The sequence below is a fragment of the Paraburkholderia sp. BR13439 genome (assembly GCF_040948805.1).
GTDB classification, from domain to species: domain Bacteria; phylum Pseudomonadota; class Gammaproteobacteria; order Burkholderiales; family Burkholderiaceae; genus Paraburkholderia; species Paraburkholderia youngii.
Window position 1 is genome coordinate 215,716 of sequence record NZ_JBFPKN010000010.1, and the last position, 24,907, is coordinate 240,622.

The 24,907-nt window shown below is 64.2% G+C and carries 22 protein-coding genes; 16 read left to right on the forward strand and 6 right to left on the reverse strand.

Annotation, left to right across the window (positions count from 1 at the left end; all coding sequences use genetic code 11):
* Positions 1-17: 17 nt before the first annotated feature.
* Positions 18-731: a DUF899 family protein gene (locus AB3X96_RS21135; protein WP_368591224.1), complete on the reverse strand. Its 714-nt coding sequence runs from the start codon at positions 729-731 to the stop codon at positions 18-20.
* Between the two features lie 288 nt (positions 732-1,019).
* Here AB3X96_RS21135 and AB3X96_RS21140 point away from each other — a divergent pair, with 288 nt between their 5' ends.
* A complete protein-coding gene (locus tag AB3X96_RS21140; protein WP_368591225.1) occupies positions 1,020-1,967 on the forward strand; it encodes a LysR substrate-binding domain-containing protein in 948 nt (315 codons plus the stop codon).
* Positions 1,968-2,049: 82 nt separating this feature from the next.
* Entirely contained in the window at positions 2,050-3,330 is a 1,281-nt protein-coding gene (locus AB3X96_RS21145) for an MFS transporter (RefSeq protein ID WP_368591226.1), read from the forward strand.
* 42 nt (positions 3,331-3,372) lie between these two features.
* On the opposite strand, the gene AB3X96_RS21150 is transcribed toward AB3X96_RS21145, so the two are convergent.
* Positions 3,373-3,978, reverse strand: coding sequence for a peroxidase-related enzyme (locus tag AB3X96_RS21150; protein WP_368591227.1), 606 nt, complete (start codon positions 3,976-3,978; stop codon positions 3,373-3,375).
* Positions 3,979-4,142: 164 nt separating this feature from the next.
* Here AB3X96_RS21150 and AB3X96_RS21155 point away from each other — a divergent pair, with 164 nt between their 5' ends.
* From AB3X96_RS21155 to AB3X96_RS21190, 8 genes are all read left to right on the forward strand, one after another.
* Positions 4,143-4,559 (forward strand): cupin domain-containing protein, encoded by a 417-nt coding sequence (locus tag AB3X96_RS21155; protein WP_176106472.1) that lies wholly within the window; start codon positions 4,143-4,145, stop codon positions 4,557-4,559.
* A gap of 271 nt (positions 4,560-4,830) precedes the next feature.
* Positions 4,831-5,850 (forward strand): rhodanese-like domain-containing protein, encoded by a 1,020-nt coding sequence (locus AB3X96_RS21160; protein ID WP_368591228.1) that lies wholly within the window; start codon positions 4,831-4,833, stop codon positions 5,848-5,850.
* Positions 5,851-6,097: 247 nt separating this feature from the next.
* The gene (locus AB3X96_RS21165) at positions 6,098-6,319 is read left to right on the forward strand and encodes a hypothetical protein (RefSeq protein WP_233853204.1); all 222 of its coding nucleotides are present in this window, start codon (positions 6,098-6,100) and stop codon (positions 6,317-6,319) included.
* A gap of 268 nt (positions 6,320-6,587) precedes the next feature.
* Entirely contained in the window at positions 6,588-7,397 is an 810-nt protein-coding gene (locus AB3X96_RS21170) for a gamma-glutamyl-gamma-aminobutyrate hydrolase family protein (RefSeq protein ID WP_368591229.1), read from the forward strand.
* Positions 7,390-8,724 carry a glutamine synthetase family protein gene (locus tag AB3X96_RS21175; protein ID WP_176120271.1) on the forward strand — a complete coding sequence of 445 codons (1,335 nt, stop codon included), beginning with the start codon at positions 7,390-7,392 and terminating at the stop codon, positions 8,722-8,724. Before AB3X96_RS21170 ends, AB3X96_RS21175 begins: the two co-directional genes overlap by 8 nt.
* 49 nt (positions 8,725-8,773) lie before the next feature.
* Positions 8,774-10,231 carry an aspartate aminotransferase family protein gene (locus tag AB3X96_RS21180; protein WP_368591230.1) on the forward strand — a complete coding sequence of 486 codons (1,458 nt, stop codon included), beginning with the start codon at positions 8,774-8,776 and terminating at the stop codon, positions 10,229-10,231.
* Between the two features lie 78 nt (positions 10,232-10,309).
* The gene (locus AB3X96_RS21185) at positions 10,310-11,044 is read left to right on the forward strand and encodes an alpha/beta fold hydrolase (RefSeq protein ID WP_368591231.1); all 735 of its coding nucleotides are present in this window, start codon (positions 10,310-10,312) and stop codon (positions 11,042-11,044) included.
* A gap of 111 nt (positions 11,045-11,155) precedes the next feature.
* Complete coding sequence (locus AB3X96_RS21190) at positions 11,156-11,887, forward strand: DUF2278 family protein (RefSeq protein WP_368591232.1); 732 nt, start codon at positions 11,156-11,158, stop codon at positions 11,885-11,887.
* A gap of 48 nt (positions 11,888-11,935) precedes the next feature.
* Here the strand turns inward: AB3X96_RS21190 and AB3X96_RS21195 are convergent, their stop codons facing one another.
* From AB3X96_RS21195 to mdlC, 3 genes are read right to left on the reverse strand one after another with little or no spacing between them, the layout of a single operon-like run.
* Complete coding sequence (locus AB3X96_RS21195) at positions 11,936-13,354, reverse strand: MFS transporter (protein WP_368591233.1); 1,419 nt, start codon at positions 13,352-13,354, stop codon at positions 11,936-11,938.
* 58 nt (positions 13,355-13,412) lie between these two features.
* Positions 13,413-14,864: an aldehyde dehydrogenase gene (locus AB3X96_RS21200; protein ID WP_368591234.1), complete on the reverse strand. Its 1,452-nt coding sequence runs from the start codon at positions 14,862-14,864 to the stop codon at positions 13,413-13,415.
* Between the two features lie 37 nt (positions 14,865-14,901).
* Entirely contained in the window at positions 14,902-16,545 is a 1,644-nt protein-coding gene (mdlC, locus tag AB3X96_RS21205) for a benzoylformate decarboxylase (protein ID WP_368591235.1), read from the reverse strand.
* Between the two features lie 104 nt (positions 16,546-16,649).
* Between mdlC and AB3X96_RS21210 the strand changes: the two genes are divergently transcribed.
* The 6 genes from AB3X96_RS21210 (at position 16,650) to AB3X96_RS21235 (ending at position 23,180) form a co-directional block, all read left to right on the forward strand.
* Positions 16,650-17,567 (forward strand): LysR family transcriptional regulator, encoded by a 918-nt coding sequence (locus AB3X96_RS21210; protein ID WP_368591236.1) that lies wholly within the window; start codon positions 16,650-16,652, stop codon positions 17,565-17,567.
* Positions 17,568-17,741: 174 nt separating this feature from the next.
* Complete coding sequence (locus tag AB3X96_RS21215) at positions 17,742-18,752, forward strand: DUF2891 domain-containing protein (RefSeq protein ID WP_368591237.1); 1,011 nt, start codon at positions 17,742-17,744, stop codon at positions 18,750-18,752.
* A gap of 153 nt (positions 18,753-18,905) precedes the next feature.
* Positions 18,906-21,275, forward strand: coding sequence for a DNA polymerase II (locus tag AB3X96_RS21220; RefSeq protein ID WP_368591238.1), 2,370 nt, complete (start codon positions 18,906-18,908; stop codon positions 21,273-21,275).
* 407 nt (positions 21,276-21,682) lie between these two features.
* Complete coding sequence (locus AB3X96_RS21225; RefSeq protein WP_176106485.1) at positions 21,683-22,054, forward strand: BON domain-containing protein; 372 nt, start codon at positions 21,683-21,685, stop codon at positions 22,052-22,054.
* A 455-nt stretch (positions 22,055-22,509) separates the two neighbouring features.
* Positions 22,510-22,725, forward strand: coding sequence for a heavy-metal-associated domain-containing protein (locus AB3X96_RS21230; protein WP_176106486.1), 216 nt, complete (start codon positions 22,510-22,512; stop codon positions 22,723-22,725).
* Complete coding sequence (locus AB3X96_RS21235) at positions 22,722-23,180, forward strand: plastocyanin/azurin family copper-binding protein (RefSeq protein ID WP_368591239.1); 459 nt, start codon at positions 22,722-22,724, stop codon at positions 23,178-23,180. Before AB3X96_RS21230 ends, AB3X96_RS21235 begins: the two co-directional genes overlap by 4 nt.
* Positions 23,181-23,282: 102 nt before the next feature.
* Here the strand turns inward: AB3X96_RS21235 and AB3X96_RS21240 are convergent, their stop codons facing one another.
* Positions 23,283-24,773: an MFS transporter gene (locus AB3X96_RS21240; RefSeq protein ID WP_368591240.1), complete on the reverse strand. Its 1,491-nt coding sequence runs from the start codon at positions 24,771-24,773 to the stop codon at positions 23,283-23,285.
* Positions 24,774-24,907 lie beyond the last annotated feature (134 nt).

The window sequence follows — 24,907 nt, forward strand, 5'->3', positions numbered from 1 at the left end:
CTTTGCGGCCGTGCCGCTCAGTACGCCAGCTTCGGATACCAGTCGGTGCCGCGGCCGCCGGGGGTCATGTCGAGGATCGTCCATAGGGGCATCAGATCGGGCGCGCCGCGCGGGTCCTGCCCGGGGTCCGACGTCGACGGCCCCATCTCCTCGGCCCAGAAGTGCCGCACGACACCGCCCGCGCGCGTGAATACGTTGAGCGCGGGAACGTCGTCGCCGGCGGGATCTTCGGCTGCGTAATCGCGATTGAACGTATTGCCGCCCGACGAATAGAGCCGCAGATGCCGCCAGCCACGCTCCTGCTTGAACGCGACGAGCCTGTCGATCGGCGAGCGGCCGATCACCACGAACGCGACGCGCTGCAGGATATCGGGCATTTCGCCGTCCCACGCACTCAATAGCGACGTGCACATCGGGCACGGCCGCGCGCGTTGCGGTCCGAACATCCAGTTGTAGGTCCCCAGTGTGTCGTGCGCGCCGAACATCTGCGATAGCGTGAGCTGGCCGGCTTCGCCGTCGAAGCGGTAATCCTGCGGCACGATGCCGCCCGCCGGCAGCGCGCGGCGCTGCGCGGCGACGCGCTCGATCTGGCGGCGCAGCTCGATCTCTTCGGCTAGCAACGCGTTGCGCGCGCGTCGATATTCGGCGCTCTCGCCGGGAAAGCGTTGAGGCAGGTCGGCCAGTTCGCGGGCCGGTTTTAGCGTATGCATCGATGTGTTTGCGTCGCTCATCAGCCATCTCCTTGTGAGAAGTCGTGCGAAAAACGGACGGAAGACGGGCGGCTGCCTGTGCTTTGCCGCCCTTCCTACAAGCGACGACGGATGAGACCGCGAAAAATCGACAGGCCTAGCGACGATTTTTACGCGGCAGCCTTTTGCGGCGCTTTTGCCGACGGTTCGACAACACACTCGCGAGGCGCCACCGCAAGGTATGCTTGCGCCAAACAGCACGCCCATCACACCCGCCAACACCACGCGGCACGCGCGCCCCGCGCGACGCGGCCGCCCTGGGGAATGCACATGCCGCTTCGTCTGCCACCCCTGCCAGCGCTCCGTTTTTTCGAAGCGGCCGGCAGGCATCAAAGTTTCAAGCTCGCCGCCGCCGAGCTGAACGTCACGCCGAGCGCGATCAGTCATGGCATCGTCGGGCTCGAGGAAGCGCTCGGCGTCGAGCTGTTCGTGCGCGAGCCGCGCGGCATCTCGCTGACGGCGGTTGGCGCGGATTATCTGTCGTACGTGTCCGAGGCGTTTTCGCTGATCGCGATCGGCACGCAGCGTCTGCCCAATCACCGCGCGGATCGGTCGATCACGCTCAGCTGCGCGCCGACCTTCGCGTCGCGTTGGCTGCTGCCGCGCCTCGCGGGTTTTCGCGCGCGCTGGCCAAATATCAACGTGAGCGTGGATACATCGCGTCGCCAGGTGGGTTTCCCGGTCGACGGCTTCGATTTCGCGATCCGCATGAGCCGCGCGCCGGTCGCCGGCACCGCATGGACGCGCCTGTTCGGCGAGCGTTTCGTGCCCGTGTGCAGCCCCGCTCACCTGGCGACGCTGCGCGACGAGCACGGCGTCCCGAGCCTGCGACGCGCGACACTGATTCACGTGAACGCCGCGAGTGAAGACTGGCAGGCGTGGCTCGATGCAACCGGCACCGGCGGCACCGATATGGACGCCGGCTTGCACGTCGACACGATCCAGCTCGCCTTCGAAGCGGCCAGTATGGGCCTCGGCGTTGCGCTCGGCCGCAAGCCGCTGGTCGATGGCGATCTGGCGAGCGGCGCGCTGGTCGAGGCTTGCGCGCCCACCATCGCATCCACCACCGCCTACTGGCTGGTCAGCGCGGAGAATGCGGACAGCGCGATCCGGCGGCCCGAGCTCGCCGATTTCAGGCGCTGGCTCGTCGACGAGGCGGCGGCCTTCGACGCGCATGCCGACGCGGCCGCGGACGGCGATCTGGCAGCGCACAGGTGAGCGCCGCTCACCTGTCGTCGAAATCTTTTCCTTTGTCGGCCACGCGGCGGGCTGCGAGGATGGTGGCCAAGGAGAAGCCGCCATGTCGACCACCCGCACCACGCAACTCACCCCCGCCCTCGCTCCGGCGACGACCGTCACCACGACACTCGTGATCGTCGCCGCCGCGCTGATCCTGAGCGCCGCGATGGGCATCCGCCAGACTTTCGGCCTGTTCATCGGCCCGTTCTCATTCGACCGCGGTCTGCCGGTCACGTTGATCGCCTTCGCGATCGCGCTGCACAACCTCGTGTGGGGCTTCGCGCAGCCGTTCGCGGGCGCGGCTGCGGATCGCTATGGCTCGGCGCCGGTCGTCGCGTTCGGCGCTTCGACGTTCGCGGCCGGCCTCGCGCTGTCGGCGGTCGCGCCGAGCGGCGCACTGCTGGTGATCGGCATGGGGCTGCTGGTCGGCATCGGCGTCAGCTGCACGACCTTCGGCGTGGTGTTGCCGGCGGTCGGCCGCATGGCGTCGCCGGAGAAGCGCAGCGTCGCGATGGGCCTCGTCAGCGCCGGCGGCTCCGCCGGACAGGTGCTGATGGTGCCGCTCGTGCAAGCCATCCGGTTGCACGCGGGCATCGCAACCTCGCTATTCGTGCTCGCGTTCGTGATGCTGCTGATCGCGCCGCTCGGCATCGTGCTCGACCGTCGCGCGCGGATGCATGCGGCGGCCCAGGTCCGGTTCGACGACGCGCCCGCGACTCCGCTGCGCGAAGTTCTGTCACAAGCGACGCGCCATCGCGGCTACCGCCTGCTGACGCTCGGCTTCTTCACCTGCGGCTTCCAGCTCGCGTTCATCGCGACGCATCTGCCCGCGTATCTGACGCTGTGTCATATGCCGATCGGGCTGGGTGCCACCGCGCTTGCGCTGATCGGCCTGTTCAATATGGCGGGCAGTTGGGCGTGCGGCTGGCTCGGCGGCCGGTTCCGCCAGCATCATGTGCTCGGCTGGCTTTATCTGATTCGCAGCGCGACGATCGCCACCTTCTTCGCGCTGCCGAAAAGCGCGGTGTCCGTGGTGATTTTCGCGGCCGTGATGGGCCTGACGTGGCTCGGTACCGTACCCCTGACGAGCGGCCTCGTCGCCAAGGTGTTCGGCACGCGTCACCTCGGCAGCCTGTTCGGCGTGTGCTTTCTGAGCCATCAGATCGGCTCGTTTCTCGGCGCGTGGCTCGGTGGCCTCGTGTTCGATCTGACGGGTTCGTACTCGCTGATCTGGGTAGCGACGGTCGCGGCGGGATTGCTCGCGGCGCTGCTGCATTTCCCGATCGACGACACGGCAGTGACGACGCCCGCGCGGCATGCGCCGCGTCCCGCGCAGGCGTGATGCGCAATGCCGATAGAGACGCTGAAGCAATGCCAGTCGCGGCTACTTCTTCGGCGCCTCCGCGGCGGCTTTCGGCACGCGCCCCATCAGATAGAACTCGTCGTTCGGACGCATCGAGATCACGTTCGCCATCCGGTTCGATAGCCCGAAAAACGCGGTGATTGCCGCGATGTCCCAGATGTCTTCATCGGTGAAGCCGTGGCCGCGCAGCGTCTGGAAGTCTTCTTCGTCGACCGTGCCCGACGCGCGACACACCTTCAGCGCGAAATCGAGCATCGCCTTCTGGCGCTCGGTGATGTCGGCCTTGCGATGATTGACCGCAAGCTGATCGGCGAGCAGCGGCGCTTTCTCGTAGATGCGCACAATCGCGCCGTGCGCGACCACGCAGTAAAGACAATCGTTGACCGCGCTCGTCGCGACCACGATCATCTCGCGCTCGCCCTTGGTGAGACCGCCCTCTTTCAGCATCAACGCATCGTGATAGGCGAAGAACGCGCGAAATTCATCGGGCCGATGCGCGAGCGTCAGAAACACGTTCGGCACGAAACCGGCTTTGTCCTGCACTTCGAGAATGCGGGCGCTGATGTCTTCGGGCCACTCGCTCGGCTCGGGGACCGGGTAGCGGCTGATGGGCTGAAGCGTGGCCATGCGCTGTCTCCGTGATCTTGGTCGGGGGTATGCCGATCATTGTAGCAACGCGTTTTCGCGGTCGCGCGCGCTTCACCAGGTCCGATATTGCCGCCCGAATCGTCTAGACTTTCAGTTCGGCATGCATGAAGCCGCCCGGCACGGCGGCGACGAAAGGAGCGACCATGTCAAACGTCAGGCACGACGCGCGGGCCCCTGTGATCAAGGTGCGCCCGGAACGGGAAATGGCGACGATGCAGCGGTTGCCCTATTTCGTCGGCATTTCGGCGGGCACCGCGGGTGCCACCGGACTGTCGATGTATATGGTCGTGGTGCCGCCCGGCGGCCATGCGCAGCCGCACTATCACGCCGACTACGAAACCGCGATCTATATGCTCGAAGGCAAGATCGAGACCCGCTATGGCCCGGGCCTGCGCGAGTCGGTCATCACCGAGCCGGGCGACTTCCTGTTCATTCCGCCCGGCGTGCCGCATCAGCCGTTCAATCTCGATGCGAACGCCGCGGCGCGCGCGATCGTCGCGCGCAATCACGCGGACGAGCATGAGCGCGTGGTGCCCTATGATCCCTCCGAAGATGCGTAAGGCGACAGGCCGCTTTTTGGACCGCCTCGCCTGAAGCGAGGCAAATCCCGCTGCTCAGTCCGCGTTGATCCACCTGCCGCGCGGCGCATGCACGCGGCATGGCGCGGTGCGCCATGCGCATTCGTCGCTCGCGCGCCACTTTGTCGGCGCACTTTCATAACGCCGACTCGCCACCTGTGCTTAAATCCGTCTTTCGCGTCGCTAGAGGCTCGTATCGAGCCTCGGCGCAGAGCATTCTTTTCCCTTTATTTGGCTTATCAGGAGCGCGGTTGTGTGGCAATTCCCGGTCGCTATTCCACCGTCTGCGGGCGTGTGGGCCGTCTTCATGAGCGTGCTCGTCACGCAGCTCGGCATGCCGATTCCAGCCGCGCCGATGCTGATTCTCGCGGGAACGATGGCCGCGGTGGGCGAAGCCTCGTACGTCAACATGATCTGCGCGGCGGTCGGTGCGACGCTGATCGCCGACTCGCTGTGGTTTTTCACCGGACGCGCCTATGGCCGCCGTCTGCTCAATTACCTCGTGCGCTTCTCGCTGTCGCTGGACACCACGGTGCGCGTCGCGCGCAATACCTATGAGCGCTATGGCGCGCCAATTCTGACGGTCGCGAAGTTCCTGCCCGGTCTCGGCCTGATTTCCGCGCCGCTGCTCGGCACGACCGCGATCGGCGTCGGCGTGTTCTTGTTGTGGGACATGGTCGGTGCGACGCTGTGGGCGAGCGTCTGGATCATCGGCGGCGCCGCCTTGCACGATGAGATCGTCCAATTGATGCTGTTCGTGCGGCACAACGGCGGCACGATCTTCGATACGTTCGCGGTGATCTTCGCGGCGGTTCTGCTGTATCGCTGGCTGCGCCGTTTGCAGTTTCGCCGCTGGCTCGCGCATGCACGCATTTCGCCCGATCAGCTCGACGCGATGATTAAGTCGAACGAACCGCCGCTGATTCTCGACGCGCGCCCGCACACCGTGCGCGAAAAGGAATCGCATCGCATTGCAGGCGCACGGCCGCTCGATCTCGAGTCGCCCGATCCGATTCATCCGGAGTATCTGAAGCGGCCGATCGTCGTCTATTGCGTGTGTCCGAACGAAGCGACCGCGAAACGCATCGTCAGGCAATTGCATCGCAAGAACATTCATCATGTGCGCGCCCTTAAGGGCGGACTCGACGCATGGGAAAAGCGCGGCTATCCAGTCGAACCACTGCCACCCGACTTCAATACGGCGATGGCGCACATGCTCGAAGACAAGGGCAACGAAGGCGAATACACGGTGCGCGCTCGCCTCGCGGAGTGAGCGAATAGCAGAGCAGGCAGACGGCATCACGCTTGATGCCGTCTTGCCAAAAAACAAAAATAAATTGACGGCATTTTTAGCTCGTATATCCTAGCTATTGGGAGATTGCGTGAGCGGCGCTGGGAACTAACCCGTTACCGTCCAGTACCGTTTCTTCTCGATCGACCCGCGTCCTGTTTCTTCAATATCCGCTGTGGATTCGAAACAGAGCGTTCAATACCCTCAACTACGCCAGTCGAGTGTCATCGTGAGAGTCCGAGGCCCTTTGGTGAATTGGAATCGCAGTCAGGCGCGTTGTATTTGCGCTGACGGCGCCAGCGCCGACGGCAGCAACGGCAGCCTTGCGTTTCGCCGCTTTCTGTCCGTCATCACAGTCCTGTCGCGTCGCTCCGTTCGACGCCGCAACGTCCTCTCCGCACGCGCGTTCATCGCGGTGCGCACAGACGAAGTCGCCTCGCTGCTGCCGTAGCGCCTCTCTTCTCTAGTCTCTTTTCGCTGCTCGATTCGTCCGTTTGCACGCGTTTTCGCGAGCTGTCTGCTTGCGTCCGCGCGGCGCTGACTGATTGCCGCGCATTACGACGGATTCAATCGAAGCGCTTCTAATCTGAATAGCGCTGCGCGTTATTGCGCGGGTTCGCTTTGGCTTCGCCTCGCCTTCGCGTTTTCCCATTTCGTCGCGCGCGCTATTTAACGCCGTTCACGTGGTGTGCGGCGTGGGATCGACACGCCTATTCGTTATGCGAAACCAACCAATAGTAGGCATCACCGCCGATAGAACGATGCTCGGCGCTCATCCATCGCACGTGGCCGGTGAAAAGTACATCGCCGCGATCGTCGAGGGCTCGCACGCGCTCGCGATGCTGGTGCCGGCTCTCGGTGAGCGCCAGTGCGGCGACGATGTGCTCGCCGCTGTCGATGGCTTGCTATTCACCGGCAGCTATTCGAACGTCGAGCCGCACCGTTACGGCGGCGCTTGGAGCGAGCCCGATACATTGCACGACCCGGCGCGCGATGCAACCACGTTGCCGCTTATTCGCGCTGCGGTTGCGGCCGGCGTACCGGTTCTCGCCATCTGCCGCGGCTTGCAGGAAATGAACGTGGCATTCGGCGGAACCTTGCATCAAAGCGTTCATGCGGTCGGCGGACTGAACGACCATCGCGAGAACAAGGACGACTCGCTCGACGTGCAATACGCCACCTCGCATTCGATCGTGCTGACGCGCGGTGGCATGCTGCAGCGCCTTGCGGGCGGCGCCCACGAAGCGCGGGTGAATTCTTTGCACGGTCAGGGTATTGCGCGACTTGGCTCAGGCCTCGACGTCGAAGCACTCGCGGCGGACGGCCTGATCGAAGCAATCAGCGTCAGCGACGCCCGCGCATTCGCGCTCGGCGTGCAATGGCACCCGGAATGGAGACACGCGGACGACGCGTTATCGACCGCGATATTTCGCGCCTTCGGCGACGCGTGCCGCCAGCGCATGAATACACGCAACCCTGCACGCATGTCCCAGGTCGCGGCTCAAAACAGAGAGAACAATCATGCATGACATCGACGATTTTCTGAAAAAGCATCACGTCACCGAAATCGAAGCGATTATTCCGGACATGGCCGGCATCGCGCGCGGCAAGATCATTCCGCGCAGCAAGTTCGAATCGGGCGAATCGATGCGTCTGCCGCAGGCGGTGATGATTCAGACCGTGACCGGCGATTATCCGCAAAGCGATTCGCTGACCGGCGTCACCGATCCCGACATGGTGTGCGTACCCGACTCGAGCACGATCCGGATGATTCCGTGGGCAGTCGACCCGACCGCCCAAGTGATTCACGACTGCGTTCATTTCGACGGCACGCCGGTCGAAATCTCGCCGCGCTGCGTGTTGCGCCGCGTGCTCGATCTATACAAGGCGCGCGGCTGGAAACCGGTGATCGCGCCGGAACTCGAGTTCTATTTGGTCGATATGAACCGCGATCCCGACCTGCCGCTGCAACCGCCGGTTGGACGTACGGGCCGGGCGGAAACCGGACGCCAGGCGTATTCGATCGAAGCGGTCAATGAATTCGATCCGCTGTTCGAAGACATCTACGAGTACTGCGACGTGCAGGAACTCGAAGTCGACACGCTGATACATGAGGTCGGCGCCGCGCAGATGGAAATCAACTTCATGCATGGCGATCCGCTCAAACTCGCGGACAGCGTGTTTCTATTCAAGCGCACCGTGCGCGAAGCGGCGTTGCGCCACAAGATGTACGCGACCTTCATGGCGAAGCCGATGGAAGGCGAGCCGGGCTCGGCGATGCACATGCATCAGAGCCTCGTCGATATGGAAACCGGCCGCAACCTGTTTACCGCCGCGGATGGCGAACCGACATCGCTTTTCACCGGCTATATCGCCGGCTTGCAGAAATACACGCCGGCGCTAATGCCGATCTTCGCGCCGTACATCAACTCGTATCGGCGCCTGTCGCGTTTCATGGCCGCGCCGATCAACGTCGCGTGGGGTTACGACAATCGCACGGTGGGCTTTCGCATTCCGCATTCGACGCCGGTCGCGCGCCGCATCGAGAACCGCATTCCGGGTGTCGATTGCAATCCGTATCTGGCGATTGCCGCGACCTTGGCCGCCGGCTATCTCGGCATCACGCAGCGGCTTGCCCCAACCGAACCGCTGGCGAGCGACGGCTATGCATTGCCCTACCAATTACCGCGCAATCTCGAAGAAGGCCTGACGTTGATGAGTGCGTGCGAGCCGATTGCCGACGTACTCGGCGAGCAGTTCGTCCGCGCGTACCTCGCGCTGAAAGAGACCGAATACGAAGCGTTTTTCCGCGTGATCAGTTCGTGGGAGCGCCGGCATTTGCTGCTGCACGTGTGAGTGCCGCGGGTCAATCGGTCAATGAGAACTTTGAAAAGACGGAGGCAGTATGAGCTATAAGACTGACGATTTGATGTATGCGGAGAAGGAGACGCCCGAGCTTGGCGGAACGATAGACGCGCCGATCTCGCAAGCCCCGTCGCGCAGCACCGCCGAATACCGCGCGCTCGATGCCGCGCATCACATTCACCCGTTCTCGGATATGGGCTCGCTCAATCGCGCGGGTTCGCGCGTGATCGTAAAGGCGCAAGGCGTGTACCTGTGGGACTCGGACGGCAACAAGATCATCGACGGCATGGCTGGACTGTGGTGCGTGAACGTCGGCTACGGACGCCATGAACTCGCCGACGCCGCCTTCCGGCAGATGCAAGAACTGCCGTACTACAACACCTTCTTCAAGACGACTCATCCGCCGGTGATCGAACTGTCGGCCCTGCTCGCCGAGCTGACGCCCGCGCCGTTCAATCACTTCTTCTACTGCAACAGCGGCTCGGAGGGCAACGACACCGTGCTGCGCATCGTTCATCAATACTGGGCGACGCAACGCCAGAGCGCGAAGAAGTTCGTCATCGCGCGCAAGAACGCTTATCACGGGTCGACGATCGCCGGCGGCACGCTCGGTGGCATGGCTTATATGCATGAACAGATGCCGTCGAAAGTCGAGAACATCGTGCATATCGATCAACCTTATTTCTTCGGCGAAGCGGCGAGCGGTCAGACGCCGGAAGAATTCGCGCTGGCTCGCGCGCGGCAGCTCGAAGCGAAGATTCTCGAACTCGGTGCGGACCATGTCGCCGCGTTTATCGGTGAGCCTTTCCAGGGAGCCGGCGGCGTGATCTTTCCGGGCGACACTTACTGGCCGGAAATCGAGCGTATTTGCCGCAAGTACGACGTGCTGCTCGTCGCGGACGAAGTGATCGGCGGCTTCGGCCGAACCGGCGAATGGTTCGCGCATCAGCACTTCGGTTTCGAGCCGGACCTGATCACGCTCGCGAAGGGACTCACGAGCGGTTACGTGCCGATGGGAGCGGTCGGCCTGCATGATCGCGTCGCCCGTGCACTGATCGACAATGGCGACTTCAATCATGGCCTCACCTACTCCGGGCATCCGGTCGCGGCGGCCGTCGCGCTTGCCAATCTGAAACTGCTGCGCGACGAGAAGATCGTCGAGCGCGTCAAAGCGGATACCGGTCCGTACTTTCAGAAGAGACTGCGTGAGACGTTCGCCGCTCATCCTGTCGTTGGCGAGATCAGCGGCGCGGGCCTCGTGGCGGGTGTGCAACTCGCCGAGGAGCCGCTCGCGCGCAAGCGCTTTGCGAATGGCGGCGATGTCGGCGCGCTGTGCCGCGACTTCTGCTTCAACGGCAATCTGATCATGCGCGCGAGCGGCGACCGGATGTTGCTGTCGCCGCCGCTCGTGATCAGCCGCCCGGAAATCGACGAAATCGTCGCGAAGGCAAAAGCGGCAATCGATGCGACCGCGCGGCAGATGGGCATGCTATGGTAAGGCGGATGAATGACCATTCGACGATAACGTCGTACAGAGTGTCATTTTTTTATCCGTTCAACGCATCACAGGACACCCATGACCCACCAAATCGTTTTGCTCCCTGGACTGCTCTGCGACGGCGCAGTGTGGGCCGATCAGCGCGGCGCGCTTGGCGCGTTCGGCGACTGCTTCGTGCCCGACTACGGCATGCGCGACTCGCTCGGCGCGATGGCCGAACTCGTGCTCGAGTCGGTTTCGGGAGATCGCCTGCTGGTCGCGGGTCATTCGATGGGGGGACGGGTCGCGCTTGAAGTGTTCCGGCGCGCACCGCAACGCATCGCCGGGCTCGCGTTGCTCGACACCGGTTGCACGCCGCGTGCCGCCGGCGAGGCCGGCGAAAGCGAGCGCGCGCAGCGGCTGCGACTGCTCGAACTCGCGCGCGCGAAAGGCATGCGCGCGATGGGAAACGAGTGGGCGCCCGGCATGGTCAACGCCGATCGCCACGATTCCGCCATCTACGAGGCGGTGCTCGACATGATCGAGCGAAGCACGCCAGATAAATTCGCGGCGCAGATCCGCGCATTGCTGGATCGTCCCGATGCGACAGCGCTGCTTCGCGACATCGCGTGCCCGACGATGATCGTGTGCGGACGCGATGACAAATGGAGTCCGTTGGCGCGTCACGAGGAGATGCACGCGCAGATTCGCGGCTCGAAGCTTCGTGTGATCGAACGAAGCGGTCATATGTGCACGATGGAGCGGCCCGACGATGTGACCGACGTGCTGGTCGAATGGGCTCGGTGGGCGGCCGGGTACGAAACGGCTCGTTGATCTGTTCGAGGTTCGCCGCGCCGTCTGCACGATCTTGTTTATCGACGCGTCGCACCATATGCTGGGTGCGAGTCGCTCTCCGTTCATCAACTTCGACAGGGTCATTCAGTCATGAACGAATACTGCATGTTCAAGGGAAAACTGCTGCGCGCGGCGCCTTTCAAAGATTCGTATGTGGGCAGTCCGCACTATGTGATTACGGTTACTGGCAACGACAACACGCCATTCAATATCGTCGTCAATTCGGCATCGACGCAACCGGGCGCAAGCGGTAACGACGACGTGTACTTCTATGCCGATCTGAACTTCGCCGATCCGCTCACCGCGAAACTGCAGGCCCTGAACCTCGGCCTCTACACCAGCGGCTTTCCGCGGCTCGACTACTTCCAGGACAGCAGCCTGCTCGACATTCACCGCATGCGGCCGGTCCCCTACGAGGATCAAAACGGCAATCGCGCCGACGTCAATGACATCATCGACGAAATCCTGACCATCGACGAAAGCAAGCCGTCGCAAAGCCTGCCCTACGACAACGGCAGCGGTCAGTTGCAAAACCGCGATTTCTGGACTCCGACGACCGCAGGCATCGTCGTCTATGGGTTCGGCTTTCTGTTTCTGCCGAAGAAGGACGGTCTTCACGAAACCCACATGAATCAGGGCAATCCGCGCGGGCCGCACTACAACGAAAACGGCGCGTTCCAGGACGGCGCGGTGATCGTGCAGCGCGCCGATGGATTTGCCGCGATGTTTACCGCGTTTCAGACGCAATATTTGCCGACCAATGCGGCCGGCGATCCGGCCGCGAATGCGGTGGCATTGCCTGTTTATATTCAACGAGGTTGATAGCGTCGGTACGTGCGCCGGGGCATCGCGACGGCCCCTTCGCATCGGTCAGCGCACGCTTGCGGCGCCTCGTCGCGGAATGTGCCGCCGCACCACCGCCAGCGCGATCAGCACGATGACCATCGCGATACCGAGCATCAGCAGATAGCCCGATGCGCCGCCGGCCGTGATCACCGCGGCGCCCGCGAACGCGCTCAGAATCGCGCCGACGCGGCCGATCGCGAGTGCCGACGCGGTGCCAGTGGCCCGCACGCTAGTCGGATAGACGTAGGCGCACAGCGCGTACATCGTCGATTGCACCGCATTGACGAACAGCCCATGCAAGCCGAGGCCGACGATCATCAACGCCGTATGCTGTGTCGCGCTGACGCCGAGCAGCATCCATGCGCTCGCGACGCCGCCCGCGCAGCACAGCAGCAGCGGCCAGCGCGAGCCGTAGCGCCCGATCGCCAGCGCGCACAGCACCGCGCCGATTACGCCGCCAAGGTTGTACGCGCTCAGGCCATAGCCCGCGAGCGACACGCTGAAACCCTCGCTCGTCAGCATCGACGGCAGCCAGCTGAATGCCGCGTACACCGCGAGCAGGCACATGAAGAACGCGCCCCAGATCGCGACGGTGTCGCGCGAACGGCCATCGCGAAACAGCGCGGTGAAGCCGACGTGTTTCTCGGCGCTTTGTTCGCGCACGTCGGTAAAGCTCGCATCGGCCGACACGTCGCGCGCCATGCGCCGCAGCAGCTTCGCGAGTTCTGGCCAGCAATGCGGACGGCGCGCCATAAACCGCGGCGATTCCGGCAGCGCGGCGACGAGGACGATGCCGAGCACGAGCGGCAGCACCCCACCCGCGACGAACAGACCGCGCCAGCCATAAATCGGCAACACCTGCCCGGCGAACAGTCCCGCGACCATGCCACCGAGAGGCACGCACAGAATGGTCGCCGTGACCGCGAAGGTACGAAAACGCGCGGGCGTGAACTCGGCGGTCAGCGTCGTCGAGGTCGGCAGCGCGCCGCCGATACCGAGCCCCGCGACAAAGCGCAGCACCGCAATGGCCGCGACGTTCGGCGCCAGACTGATCGCGCAGGTCGCGAGACCGAACACGAACACGCTGCCGATCACGGCCCAGCGGCGGCCGAAGCGATCGGCGAACAGCCCCGCGAACGCACTGCCGATGCCCATGCCGATCAGCCCCGACGCGACCACCGGCGCAAACGCATTGCGCGTGATGCCCCACTCCTTGATCAGCATCGGAATCGCAAAGCCGATTAGCTGGCTGTCGAAACCATCGACGACGATCGACAGCGCCGCGAGCACCACCGCGATTTTCTGCAGCAACGTATAGGGGCCGTCGTCGAGCGCATGACCGATGTCGACCGTGTTGCCGCCGCGCGCAATGCCGGCGAGCGCCGCGTCGTCGCGCGCGGTCGAGGTCGAGGGCGCGGCCGAAGCGGGAGGAACGTAGTTCATCGACATGTCTCCGTTGTTTGCGCTGCGCGCGCGTTGTTCGATTTTTTGGTGTCGGCAATTAGAACGGATAGTGACGCGGCGTGGTTTGCAGCGTGACCCAGCGCAGATCGGTGAATTCCGCGATCCCCGCCTTGCCGCCGAAGCGGCCGAAGCCACTCGCCTTCACGCCGCCGAACGGCATCTGCGCTTCGTCGTGCACGGTCGGACCGTTCACGTGACAAATGCCCGACTCGATGCGCTTCGCGACGTTCAGCGCACGCGCCGTGTCGCGGCTGAATACCGCCGCCGACAGGCCGTATTCGTTGTCGTTCGCGCACGCTATCGTGGCTTCTTCGCCGCGCACGCGCACGATCGGCTTGACCGGCCCGAACGATTCGTCGTGATAGATGCGCATGTCCGGCGTCACGCGATCGAGCAGCGTCGCGGGCATCAATGTGGTTTCGCTCTTGCCGCCGCACACGAGCGTCGCGCCTTTGGCGAGCGCGTCGTCGATCAGCGCGTTGCAGCGCTCGACGGTGCTCATATCGACCACCGAGCCGAGCACGACCGGCCCATTGCGCGGGTCGCCGAGCGGCAACGCGCGCGCACGCGCGGCGAGCCGCTCGACGAACGCATCGGCGATGCTGTCGTCGACGATGATCCGCTCGGTCGACATGCAGATCTGCCCGGAATTCGCGAAGGCGCCGAACACTGCCGCATCGACGGCAGCGCCGATATCGGCGTCGTCGAGCACGACGAGCGGCGCTTTGCCGCCGAGTTCGAGCACCGAGGGCTTCAGATTGCGCGCGCAGGTTTCGGCGATAAGACGCCCCACGCGAGTCGAGCCCGTGAAGTTGACGCGCCGCACGGCCGGGTGTTCGATCATCGCGTCGACGATGCGTGCGGCGTCGGCCGGCGCATTGGTCACGAAGTTCACCGTGCCGCGCGGCAGACCCGCCTGCTGCATCGCCTCGATGATCAGACCATGTGTGGCCGGGCAGATCTCCGAGCCCTTCAGCACGACCGTGTTGCCGCATGCGAGCGGCAACGCGATCGCGCGCACCGCGAGAATCACCGGCGCGTTCCACGGCGCGATGCCGAGCACGACGCCCGCGGGCTGGCGCACGCCCATCGCGAGACTGCCGGGCACGTCGGACGGAATCAGTTCGCCGGCGATCTGCGTGGTCAGCGCGGCCGCTTCGATCAGCCCGGCCGCCGCGAGATGGACGTTGAAGCCGGCCCAGATGCCCGACGCGCCGGTCTCGGCGGCCATTGCGGCGGCGAACGCGTCGGCCTTCGCTTCGAGCGCGTGCGCGGCCTTCGTCAGCAACGCGCGGCGCTCGCTCGGTCCGAGCGCGGACCACACCGGAAAGGCAGCCGCGGCGGCATCGACGGCGGCGACGGCATCTTCGACGGTCGCGGCCGGCGCGCGCGACGCGACTTCGCCGTCGAGCGGATTGCGGCGCTCGAAGGTCGCGCCGTTGCGCGCCTGTGCCTGTTCGCCGCCGATCAGCATCGATACGTTTTTCATCGCAGGACTCTCTTCTTTTCGTGAATGGGAAGCGCCGTTACGCGACGATCATCTCGACGAGCGTGGGACCGCTTTTCCCGTCAGCGTCGGTCAGCGCGCGACGCAACACGCCGGCAAGTTCAGCGGCCTCGCTGACGCGCACGCCAGGGCAACCCATGCCCGCCGCGATCGTCACGAAGTCGAGCCCCGGCAAATCCGTGCCCTGCACGGTCTCGTTCGGCGCGAAACCGAACACCGGCGCGAAATCCTGCAGCGCCGCGTAGCGCGTGTTGTTCAGAACCACGAACGTGATCGGCAGTTGCATCTGCACCGCGCTCCAGATCGCCTGGATCGAGTACATGCTCGAACCGTCGCCGATCAGCGCGATCACGCGCTCGCCCGGGCGCGCCAGCGCGACGCCGACAGCAGCCGGCATGCCGTAGCCGAGGCCGCCGCTGTCCATCGTCATGAAAGTGCCGGGGCGCGCGATCGGCAGATAGGTCTGCATGATCGGCCGCGAACTCGGCGCTTCCTCGACGAGGATGCCATCGGGATCGCGCACTTCCGCGAGTGTCTGCAACGCGAATGCGACCGACATCCGCTCGCCTTGCGCCGGCGGCAGCGCGCGCGGCGCCGCCGCGCGCGGCGCGGGCAACTCGCGCGCTTTGGGTGCGGCGCGTGCGAGCAGGTCCTGCATACCGAGCCGCAGATTGCCGACCGCAGCGATGCCTTGCGGCGTCCATGCCGCGACGTCCGGATCGTCGGTCAACTGACACAGCCGCGCGCCCGGCGGCACATGCGGACCGCTGCCTTCGACGTGATACGTGAACGCGGGCGCGCCCATCACGAAGATCGCGTCGTGCGCGCCGAGCAGCTCGACGATGCGCTCGCGCATCGCCGGCAAAAAGCCCGCGAACAGCCGATGCGTTTCGGGGAAGCTGCAACGCCCGGTCATCGGCGCGACGTAGACGCGCGCCGCGTGCCGCTCCGCGAGCCGTACCACGTCTGTCGCGGCATTCGCGCGATCGACCGCGCCGCCCACCACGAATGCGGGCCGTTCGCACGCGTCTAGCACCGCGCCGATGCGCTCCAGCATCGCCGGATCGGGACGCATGATGTGCGCGACCTCGCGATCTGCCACCCGTTCGGCCGGCTGATCCCAGTCGTCGGCGGGGATCGATACGAACACCGGGCCGCGCGGCTCCTGCATCGCGATCGCGTACGCACGCGCGATCGCGAGCGGCACGTCCTGCGCGCGGGCCGGCTCGATGCTCCATTTCACGTAGGGCTTTGGCAATTCGGTCGCCTGTGTCGCGGCAAGGAACGGGTCGAACGGCAGGATCGAGCGGGCCTGCTGCCCCGCGGTGACGACGAGCGGCGTGCGGTTGCGAAACGCGGTGAAGATATTGCCCATCGCGTTGCCGACGCCCGCCGCCGAATGCAGGTTCACGAGCGCCGCGTTGCCGGTGGCCTGCGCGTAGCCGTCGGCCATGCCGACCACGACCGCTTCCTGAAGACCGAGCACGTAGCGGAAATCCGCGGGGAAATTGCGGAACATCGGCAGTTCGGTCGAGCCGGGGTTCGCGAAGATCGACGTCATGCCGGCGCGGCGCGCAAAGTCGATGACCGCGTCGCGTACGGTCCATTGGGTGCCCTGCTCTTTCGTGTGGGCTGGCTTGTGCTGCGGCGCGCTGCCTGTCATGCGAGGCCTCCTGTGTGATGAGCGCGAAAAATCGACAGGCCATTATCACGGCCGCCGGGGTAACCGAAAATTGCCTAATTCGCTAAAAGGCATTACCTTTTGGCATGACTTACAACCTTCAACAACTGCAGGCGTTCGCGGTGACAGTCGAGAGCGGCAGCCTCGGACGCGCCGCCGAAGCGCTGCACATCACTCAGCCGGCGCTGAGCCGGACCATCCGCCGTCTCGAGGAACAGGTCGGCGCGCCATTGTTCGAGCGGCACTCGCGCGGCATGCATCTGACCGCGGTCGGCGAAGCACTGCTGCCGCACGCGATCCTGTTGCAACGCGAAGCCGAACAGGCGCGCGAGGAAATCGACGCGATGCGCGGCCTTGCGCGCGGCACGATCCGGGTCGGCGCGGTGGGCAGCATCGCGAGCCTGTTGTTGCCGCTTGCGGTCAGCGGCGTGTTGACGAAGTGGCCGAACCTGCGCGTGGAGATCATCGAGGGCGTGTGGGACCGGCTCGCCGATGCGCTCGTCAAACGTCAGATCGATCTCGCGCTCAGCATGGCCGTGCCCGATACCGACGAGATCACCGCGATCGCCGATTGCCGCTGGGAAGACGCGAGCTACGTGGTCGCCGCGCTCGATCATCCGCTGCGCAGCAAGTCCGGCCTCACGCTCGCCGACACGCTGGGCGAGCGCTGGGCGATTCCGCCGCGCGGCACCGGGCCGTTCGAGCACATGCAGAGCGTGTTTGCGGAGCGCGGGCTGGGACTGCCGAACGTCGTCGTCGAAACGCGCTCGGTCACGGCGCTGAAGAGTCTGGTCGCGCGCTCGGGCTTTCTGAGCTGGATGGCGTCGACGATGTACGTGACCGAGAGCAAGGCCGGCGTGTTCGATACGCTCGGCGTGCCGGGCGTGGTCGGGCGGCGCACGTTGACCGCGTTCCGGCGGCGCCAAGGCATCCTGCCGAGTCCGGCGGTCAAACTGCTGGAGCAGTTGCGGCAGTTGACGTCGGAGGGAATCAACACGGGCTGAGCGCTTCCGGCACGCGCCGCCGATCGTGCATCAGTTCAACGGCAACCCAGCGATTCTCGGCGAGTCTCGGCGTGATCGGCGCGATCAAGCCGCAATGGCCGACCGCTTTACTATTGCCGATCGTCAACACCATACTGTCGTACCTGTTCGTATTGCGCTTCTGAGGAGCCGCCGATGACCATCCAGCTCACCCGCGAATTCGCGTCGAAATTCGCCAATGTCGCACTCGCTCACCTCACGCGCGAATACCCGAACAAGCTTACGCACTCGCTCGCAGGGCCTCAGGACGTGCAGGGTCCGCGCGCCCTGCATCCGATCTTCTACGGCAGCTACGACTGGCATTCGTGTGTGCACGGCTACTGGTTGATCCTGTATCTGCTCGAACGCTTCCCCGATCTGCCCGAGGCCGCGCGCATCGTCGCGGTGGTCGACGAGCATTTCACCGAGGCGAACGTCGCCGGCGAACTCGCGTATCTGGACCTGCCGCACAACCGCGGCTTCGAGAGGCCGTATGGCTGGGCATGGCTGCTCGCGCTCAGCACGCAGTTGCAGTCGATGAAAATCTCCGAAGCCGCGCGCTGGTCGAAGACGTTCGCGCCGCTCACCGAGACGTTCGTCGAACGTTTCGAGGAGTTCCTGCCGAAAGCGACCTATCCGCTGCGGGTCGGCACGCACTTCAACATGGCGTTCGCACTCGCACTGACACTCGACTTCGCGCGGCATACCTCGCGCGAATCGCTCGAAGCGCTGATCGTCAGCACCGCGGAGCGCTGGTATCTGGACGACGTCGCGTGTCAGGCGTGGGAGCCGGCCGGCGACGAGTTCCTGTCGCCGTCGCTGATGGAAGCGGAGTTGATGCGGCGCGTGTTGCCGTCCGCGCAGTTCGCCGACTGGTTCGGACGATTCCTGCCGGACCTCGGCGCGAAAAAGCCGGCGACGCTGTTCGAACCGGTCACCGTCACCGATCGCAGCGACGGCAAGATTGCGCATCTGGACGGCCTCAATCTGAGCCGGGCGTGGTGCCAGCGTGCGCTCGCGCGTGCGCTACCCGCCGGCGACGTGCGGCGCACCCTGTTGTTCGATGCGGCCGAGCGTCATCTGCGCTGCGCGCTGCCGCATGTGGCGGGCGACTACATGGGCGAGCACTGGCTCGCCACGTTCGCGACACTCGCGCTCGAAGCCTGAGCGACCGGAAGCGAACTGAACCGGCTTTAAAGAAATAAAGCCGTGTTGCTTGGGGCGCTTCAATGCGAAGCGCCCTTTTCTTTGCCCGCTCAAAGTCGTTGCCCGCGGCGGTAAAATCTCGCAAGGCGATTGCGCCGCTTAAAAGGTGGAAGTTTGACTGAGTTCGAGCAGGGTTTCATTTTGACCCGGCATTGGCGGGACACGGCCGCCGGCACGGAAATCGAGTTCTGGCTGGCGACGGACAGCGGGCCGCGCCACATCCGTCTGCGCCCTCAGCCGTCCGTTGCCTTCATTCCGGCCGAACATCGCGAACGCGCCGAAACGATCCTGCGCCGCGACGCGCCGCTCGATCTGCGTCCGCTCGAATTGCACGACTTCCAGCATCGGCCGGTCAGCGGGCTTTACTGTGCGCAATACCGGCAATTGAAGGGCTTCGAAAAGCGCTTGCGAGAAGGCGGCGTCGATGTCTACGAGGCCGATATCCAGCCGCCCGAGCGCTACATGATGGAGCGCTTCATCACCGCGCCGGTGTGGTTCAGCGGCGAGCCGCAGAACCAGGGCCCGTGGCTCGATGGCGAGCTCAAACCGGCCAACGGATATCGTCCGCCGTTGAAGCTCGTATCGCTCGACATCGAAACGAGCGCGCATGCCGAGCTTTATTCGATCGCGCTCGAAGGCTGCGGCGAGCGGCAGGTGTATATGCTCGGACCGCCGAATGGCAACCCCGCCGACGCCCTCGACTTCAAGCTCGAATACTGCGAAACCCGCGCGCAACTGCTCGAAAAACTGATCGAGTGGATGAAGCGGCACGATCCCGATGCGATCATCGGCTGGAACCTGGTGCAGTTCGATCTGAAGGTGCTGCAACAGCATGCCGAGCAGTATCGCGTGCCGCTGCGCCTCGGCCGCGGCGGCGCGGTGATGGAGTGGCGCGAACATGGCGTGACACGCAATCATTTTTTCGCGGGTGTGGCGGGTCGTTGGATCATCGACGGTATCGAGGCATTGCGGTCGGCGACGTGGAGCTTTCCATCGTTCAGCCTCGAATATGTGTCGCGTTCGGTGCTGGGCGAAGGCAAGGCGATCGACAATCCGTATCAGCGGATGGACGAAATCCAGCGCCGCTTCGACGAAGACAAGCCTGCGCTCGCGCGCTACAACCTGAAGGACTGCGAGCTCGTCACGCGCATCTTCGCGAAGACCGAGCTGCTGCCGTTCCTGCTCGAACGCGCGACCGTGACCGGCCTGCCCGCCGATCGCAGCGGCGGCTCGGTCGCGGCATTCACGCATCTGTACATGCCGCGCATGCATCGGCAGGGCTATGTCGCGCCGAATCTCGGCGACGTGGCCGGCGCCGCGAGCCCCGGCGGCTTCGTGATGGATTCGCGGCCCGGCCTCTACGACTCGGTGCTCGTGCTCGACTACAAGAGCCTGTACCCGTCGATCATTCGCACATTTCTGATCGACCCGCTCGGCCTCGTCGAAGGCATGCTGCATCCCGACGACGCGCACTCGGTGCCGGGCTTTCTCGGCGCGCGCTTCTCACGCACGCGTCACTGCTTGCCGTCGATCGTCGCCCAGGTCTGGCAGGCACGCGAAGCGGCCAAGCGCGAGCACAACAAGCCGCTGTCGCAGGCGCTGAAGATCATCATGAACGCGTTCTACGGCGTGCTCGGCTCGACCGGCTGCCGCTTCTTCGATCCGCGGCTGGCGTCGTCGATCACGATGCGCGGCCACGAGATCATGCATACGACGCGCGAGCTGATCGAGGCGCAAGGCTACGAAGTGATTTATGGCGACACCGACTCGACCTTCGTCTGGCTCAGGCACGCGCACGACGAGGAAGACGCCGCGCGCATCGGCCGCGCGCTCGTCGAACGTATCAACGCGGCGTGGCGGCAGAAGCTGCAGGCGCGCTTCGGTATCGACAGTGCGTTGGAACTGCAATTCGAGCGGCACTACCGGCGCTTTTTCATGCCGACGGTGCGCGGTGCCGAGGAAGGCAGCAAGAAACGCTACGCAGGCCTTACGGTATTGCCTGACGGGCGCGAGGACGTGGTCTACAAAGGTCTCGAAACCGTGCGCACTGATTGGACGCCGCTTGCGCAGCAATTTCAGCAGGAACTGTATCGGCGCATCTTCAAGCAGCAGCCGTATCAGGATTACGTGCGCGACTACGTGCGCGATACGCTCGCGGGCCGGCTCGACGATCAGCTGGTTTATCGCAAGCAGCTGCGCAGACCGATCGACGCCTACGAGCGCAACGTGCCGCCGCATGTGCGCGCGGCACGCGTCGCCGATGAGTTCAATCGCCAGCAGGGACGTCCGCTGCAATATCAGAACGGCGGCTGGATCAGCTACGTGATTACGGTGGCCGGCCCCGAGCCGCTCGAAACGCTGCGCTCGGCGATCGACTACGAGCACTATGTGACGCGGCAATTGCAGCCGGTCGCCGACGCGATTCTGCCGTTGCTGCGCGACGATTTCACGACGCTGATGTCGGGCCAGAAACAGTTGTTCTGATCGTGGCGGCGAGCGCGCGGCTGCGACCATGGACGAATTGCCTACTTCACCACGGACGGCGGCTCAGCCTCTTCATCGAAGGGCGCTTTTATGCCGGAGTTGTAACCGTGCCGCCACATCCGGGATGGCTAAATATGTCAATCAGGCATAGGTGATCCATGATTAAAGGCGGAAAAAAACTAATCCTTGGTTTTGATTTGCAATCCTATCAGCGGAATTGCGCCATCATAATTCGAAGTATTCTAAATCGTCGCTTGTCCGTGCAATTGACTGGATTTGCATTGTTTCTTGACCTAACCCTTTATTGTCCTATAGTGCCATTTGATCCGCCCCGGAAAGATTGCGGGGACGCTGTGCGATATACCTGAGCCTGTAGCCCAACGATCTGCAACGACAGGAGAAGATGCATGAAAGCAATCCAAGCCGTCAGACTGGTCAGTACCGCCCTTCTGATTTCGGGTTCGATTCACGCCTATGCGCAGGCGAGCAACGCTAACGCCCCTGAGTCTGCACCGACCACGACGCCTGAAGCCCGATCGCATTACAAGTCGATGAAAGCAGCGAACCGGGCGCTACAACGTCAGGTTCGAAATGCGCTGGTGAAAGACAGGAGTATCTCGACGGCCAATATTACGGTTCGCGCCCGCGATGGTGCTGTCACGCTGCAGGGCAGCGTACCGCTCCAGGCCCAGAGCGACCGGGCAACCGAGGTGGCGAAAGGGGTACCCGGCGTAACTTCGGTCAGGAACGCGCTGTCGATCCGTCCAGTCGGGACCTGAAGCGGCCCTGGACCGCACCTTGCAGGAAGATCGACTTTCTGACTGCGTATTCCATCGACCGTATAAGCCAACGCGGCACATGGCGGCGGGCCGGCTCAAAAGCCGGCCGTCGCCATGTCGATATCTGCTCGATTTCGAGCCCTTTCGTCTTCAGCCCCCGTCAACCCAATCGGCAGCATCGCGATCAGCATCGCGCCCGGACTCTACTGTGCTGCGGCGCAACAAGCCCTGTCTTTGGCAGGCGAAGCCTTCAATTGCGTCGCAGTGGTGAGAGTCGCGTGGCCATTATCGTGCTGGTGCCCGGCATGGCCTTCAGGCGCAGAAGCATCCGGATTCGTGTGGCGATCATGGGAACATTGGGTTGGAGACCGCGTCCTTACTGCCCTGTCATGTCGCTTGACCTTCCAACGATGGCAATGTGTACGCTCGGAACTCCATTTCAACGGGAGTTCTCCATGCAGTTCCACCTCGATAACATGACCTGCGGCGGTTGTGCACGCGCCGTGAGCCGCGCGATTCAGTCGATCGATCCGAGCGCGATCATCACGGCGGATCCGCCAACCCGGCTCGTGCATGTCCAAACCTCCGCGCCGCAAGAACAGATCGGTTCTGCGCTGCGCGAGGCGGGCTTCCCTCCGCGTGCGGGCAAGCCGGAAAGGGGGATTCGATGATGTTCAAGTCAATGCTTGCTGCCGCCGGTCTGTTGCTTGCCCTGGTGACTTCCACTGCGCTGGCCCACGGAAATGATGAAGCCTTATCCGTCGGCAAACCTGCCCACCCGAAGGACGCTACGCGAACGGTCACCGTCACGATGCTCGACTCCATGCGCTTCGAGCCGCCGACGATCGCTGTGAAGAAAGACGACACGATCCGCTTCGTTGTCAAGAACGTCGGCAACGTACGTCACGAGATGACGCTGGGCTCGAAACAGGAACTGAAGGAGCACGCCGACATGATGCGTGCGATGCCAGACATGATGGATCACGACGCCAATAGCGTGACGGTCGAACCCGGACAAACCGGTGATCTGACGTGGCGATTTTCCCACGCTGGCGTCTTCGATTTTGCCTGCCTGCAACCCGGGCATTTCGAGGCGGGGATGAAGGGGACGGTCACCGTCAAGTGACGCAACCGGCGGAAAGAGCGTCGTCTGAAAAGCGGAAGTATCCGGTGCGGTCGCTCGACTATGCCGCCGAGCGACCCTGTGCTGAGAGATCTTCTTGCCCTTCTATCTCGAGATTTTTTCCAGCTCAAGCCCTTTTGTACGCGGTCCCATCAAACCGATCGCCAGCATCACGATCAACATCGCACCCGCGATGAACACGAACACGCCGGTCGTCCCGAAGTAGCGCAACACGGCCGCGATCAGAAAGGCCGTGAAAATCGCGGAAAAACGGCTCCACGAGTAGACGAAGCCGACCGCGCGCGCCCGGATGCTGGTCGGAAACAGTTCCGTCTGATACGCGTGGTAAGTGTACGAAATGATGTTGCCGGCCAGTGTCAGGCACACCCCCAAGCTCACCAGTAGCACCGCACCCGATGCCTGACTGAACCACAACCCGCACACGATATTGACGCCGGCCATCACGACGATCACCGTCTTGCGCTCGAAGCGATCGCCGATAAAGAGCCCGATGATCGGACCGATCGGCGCAGCCAACGCGATCACGCTCGAATACATCAGGCTCGTCGTGATCGTGATGCCCTGCTTGATCAGCAGCGTCGGCACCCAGTTCGCGAAGCCATAGAAACCGACCGTCTGGAAGACATTGAAGATCGTCATCATCAGCGTGCGGCTGCGGTACGGCGGCACCCACATGTCGCGGAAGCTGCCGCGCGGTGCGACCGCCACCGGCGGCGCCGGCGGCGGCAACTCGCGGCCGTATTCGTGGCGTACCTTCGCCTCGAGCGCGTTCATTACGCGGTCGGCTTCGGCGAGACGTCCTTGCTGCGCGAGCCAACGCGGGCTTTCCGGCAACGCGCGGCGAATCCACCAGACGAATAGCGCGCCGTGCGCGCCGATCAGCACGACCCAGCGCCAGCCGTCCAGACCGAACAGCGTGCGCGGCACCAGCAGAAACGACAGAAACGCGACCACCGGCACCGCCGTGAAGCCGACCGCCTGCTCGCACGCGAACGCGCGGCCGCGAATCTGCTTGGGCACCAGCTCGGAGATGTAAGTGCCGATCGTCACCAGCTCGACGCCGATGCCGACACCGGCGACGAAGCGCCAGAAATTGAGGCCCGCCGCGGTCTCCTGGAACGCCATCACCACGTTCGCCGCGGTATACCAAAGCAGCGACCAGGTGAACACCGCGCGCCGCCCGAAGCGATCCGCGAGGAAACCGCACGCGATGGTGCCGATAAACAGGCCGCTAAACAGCGCGGCGATGAAACTCGCGACGCCGGTCGAGCCGAACAGGCCGCGCGTGGTCGCGCTCAGCAGGCCGCTTTTCACGAGGCCCGGCGCGACATAGCCGGAGTACAGCAGATCGTAGAGTTCAAAGAAGAAGCCAAGGCTCAGCAGCACCACGAGGTTCCAGATGGAGCGCGTGGCGGGCAAGCGGTCGAGGCGCGCCGAAATGCTGCCGGCGTCGAGCGCTGCATGGCCCGCCGCCTGAGCGGCGGTGCTGCGGGCGGCGCTGCCGGCCGCGTCGGTGGAATGCGCCGCGTTGCCGCCGCTGCGCGCGACGGACTCCGCTTGATCGGGGGATGCCATGTTGCCTGTCTCCTTCTGTTGCGACTGCTTTTGCGGCAACGCTGATCGCTCGCCGCGGCCGGTCCGATGCCGGCCTTGCGTTTGGTCGCGCGTCGCACGCGCCACGATGCCCCGGCCGGAGTTCGGCCAGCATT

Bases quoted from the DNA above. Each gene is read 5' to 3' on its own strand.
- AB3X96_RS21150 (WP_368591227.1), bottom strand. From the start codon at position 3,978: ATGGCCACGCTTCAGCCCATCAGCCGCTACCCGGTCCCCGAGCCGAGC.
- AB3X96_RS21140 (WP_368591225.1), top strand. From the start codon at position 1,020: ATGCCGCTTCGTCTGCCACCCCTGCCAGCGCTCCGTTTTTTCGAAGCG.
- AB3X96_RS21200 (WP_368591234.1), bottom strand. From the start codon at position 14,864: ATGAAAAACGTATCGATGCTGATCGGCGGCGAACAGGCACAGGCGCGC.
- AB3X96_RS21170 (WP_368591229.1), top strand. From the start codon at position 6,588: ATGCGAAACCAACCAATAGTAGGCATCACCGCCGATAGAACGATGCTC.
- mdlC (WP_368591235.1), bottom strand. From the start codon at position 16,545: ATGACAGGCAGCGCGCCGCAGCACAAGCCAGCCCACACGAAAGAGCAG.
- AB3X96_RS21145 (WP_368591226.1), top strand. From the start codon at position 2,050: ATGTCGACCACCCGCACCACGCAACTCACCCCCGCCCTCGCTCCGGCG.
- AB3X96_RS21175 (WP_176120271.1), top strand. From the start codon at position 7,390: ATGCATGACATCGACGATTTTCTGAAAAAGCATCACGTCACCGAAATC.
- AB3X96_RS21230 (WP_176106486.1), top strand. From the start codon at position 22,510: ATGCAGTTCCACCTCGATAACATGACCTGCGGCGGTTGTGCACGCGCC.
- AB3X96_RS21195 (WP_368591233.1), bottom strand. From the start codon at position 13,354: ATGAACTACGTTCCTCCCGCTTCGGCCGCGCCCTCGACCTCGACCGCG.
- AB3X96_RS21155 (WP_176106472.1), top strand. From the start codon at position 4,143: ATGTCAAACGTCAGGCACGACGCGCGGGCCCCTGTGATCAAGGTGCGC.
- AB3X96_RS21215 (WP_368591237.1), top strand. From the start codon at position 17,742: ATGACCATCCAGCTCACCCGCGAATTCGCGTCGAAATTCGCCAATGTC.
- AB3X96_RS21180 (WP_368591230.1), top strand. From the start codon at position 8,774: ATGAGCTATAAGACTGACGATTTGATGTATGCGGAGAAGGAGACGCCC.
- AB3X96_RS21185 (WP_368591231.1), top strand. From the start codon at position 10,310: ATGACCCACCAAATCGTTTTGCTCCCTGGACTGCTCTGCGACGGCGCA.
- AB3X96_RS21240 (WP_368591240.1), bottom strand. From the start codon at position 24,773: ATGGCATCCCCCGATCAAGCGGAGTCCGTCGCGCGCAGCGGCGGCAAC.
- AB3X96_RS21225 (WP_176106485.1), top strand. From the start codon at position 21,683: ATGAAAGCAATCCAAGCCGTCAGACTGGTCAGTACCGCCCTTCTGATT.
- AB3X96_RS21135 (WP_368591224.1), bottom strand. From the start codon at position 731: ATGAGCGACGCAAACACATCGATGCATACGCTAAAACCGGCCCGCGAA.
- AB3X96_RS21190 (WP_368591232.1), top strand. From the start codon at position 11,156: ATGAACGAATACTGCATGTTCAAGGGAAAACTGCTGCGCGCGGCGCCT.
- AB3X96_RS21210 (WP_368591236.1), top strand. From the start codon at position 16,650: ATGACTTACAACCTTCAACAACTGCAGGCGTTCGCGGTGACAGTCGAG.
- AB3X96_RS21235 (WP_368591239.1), top strand. From the start codon at position 22,722: ATGATGTTCAAGTCAATGCTTGCTGCCGCCGGTCTGTTGCTTGCCCTG.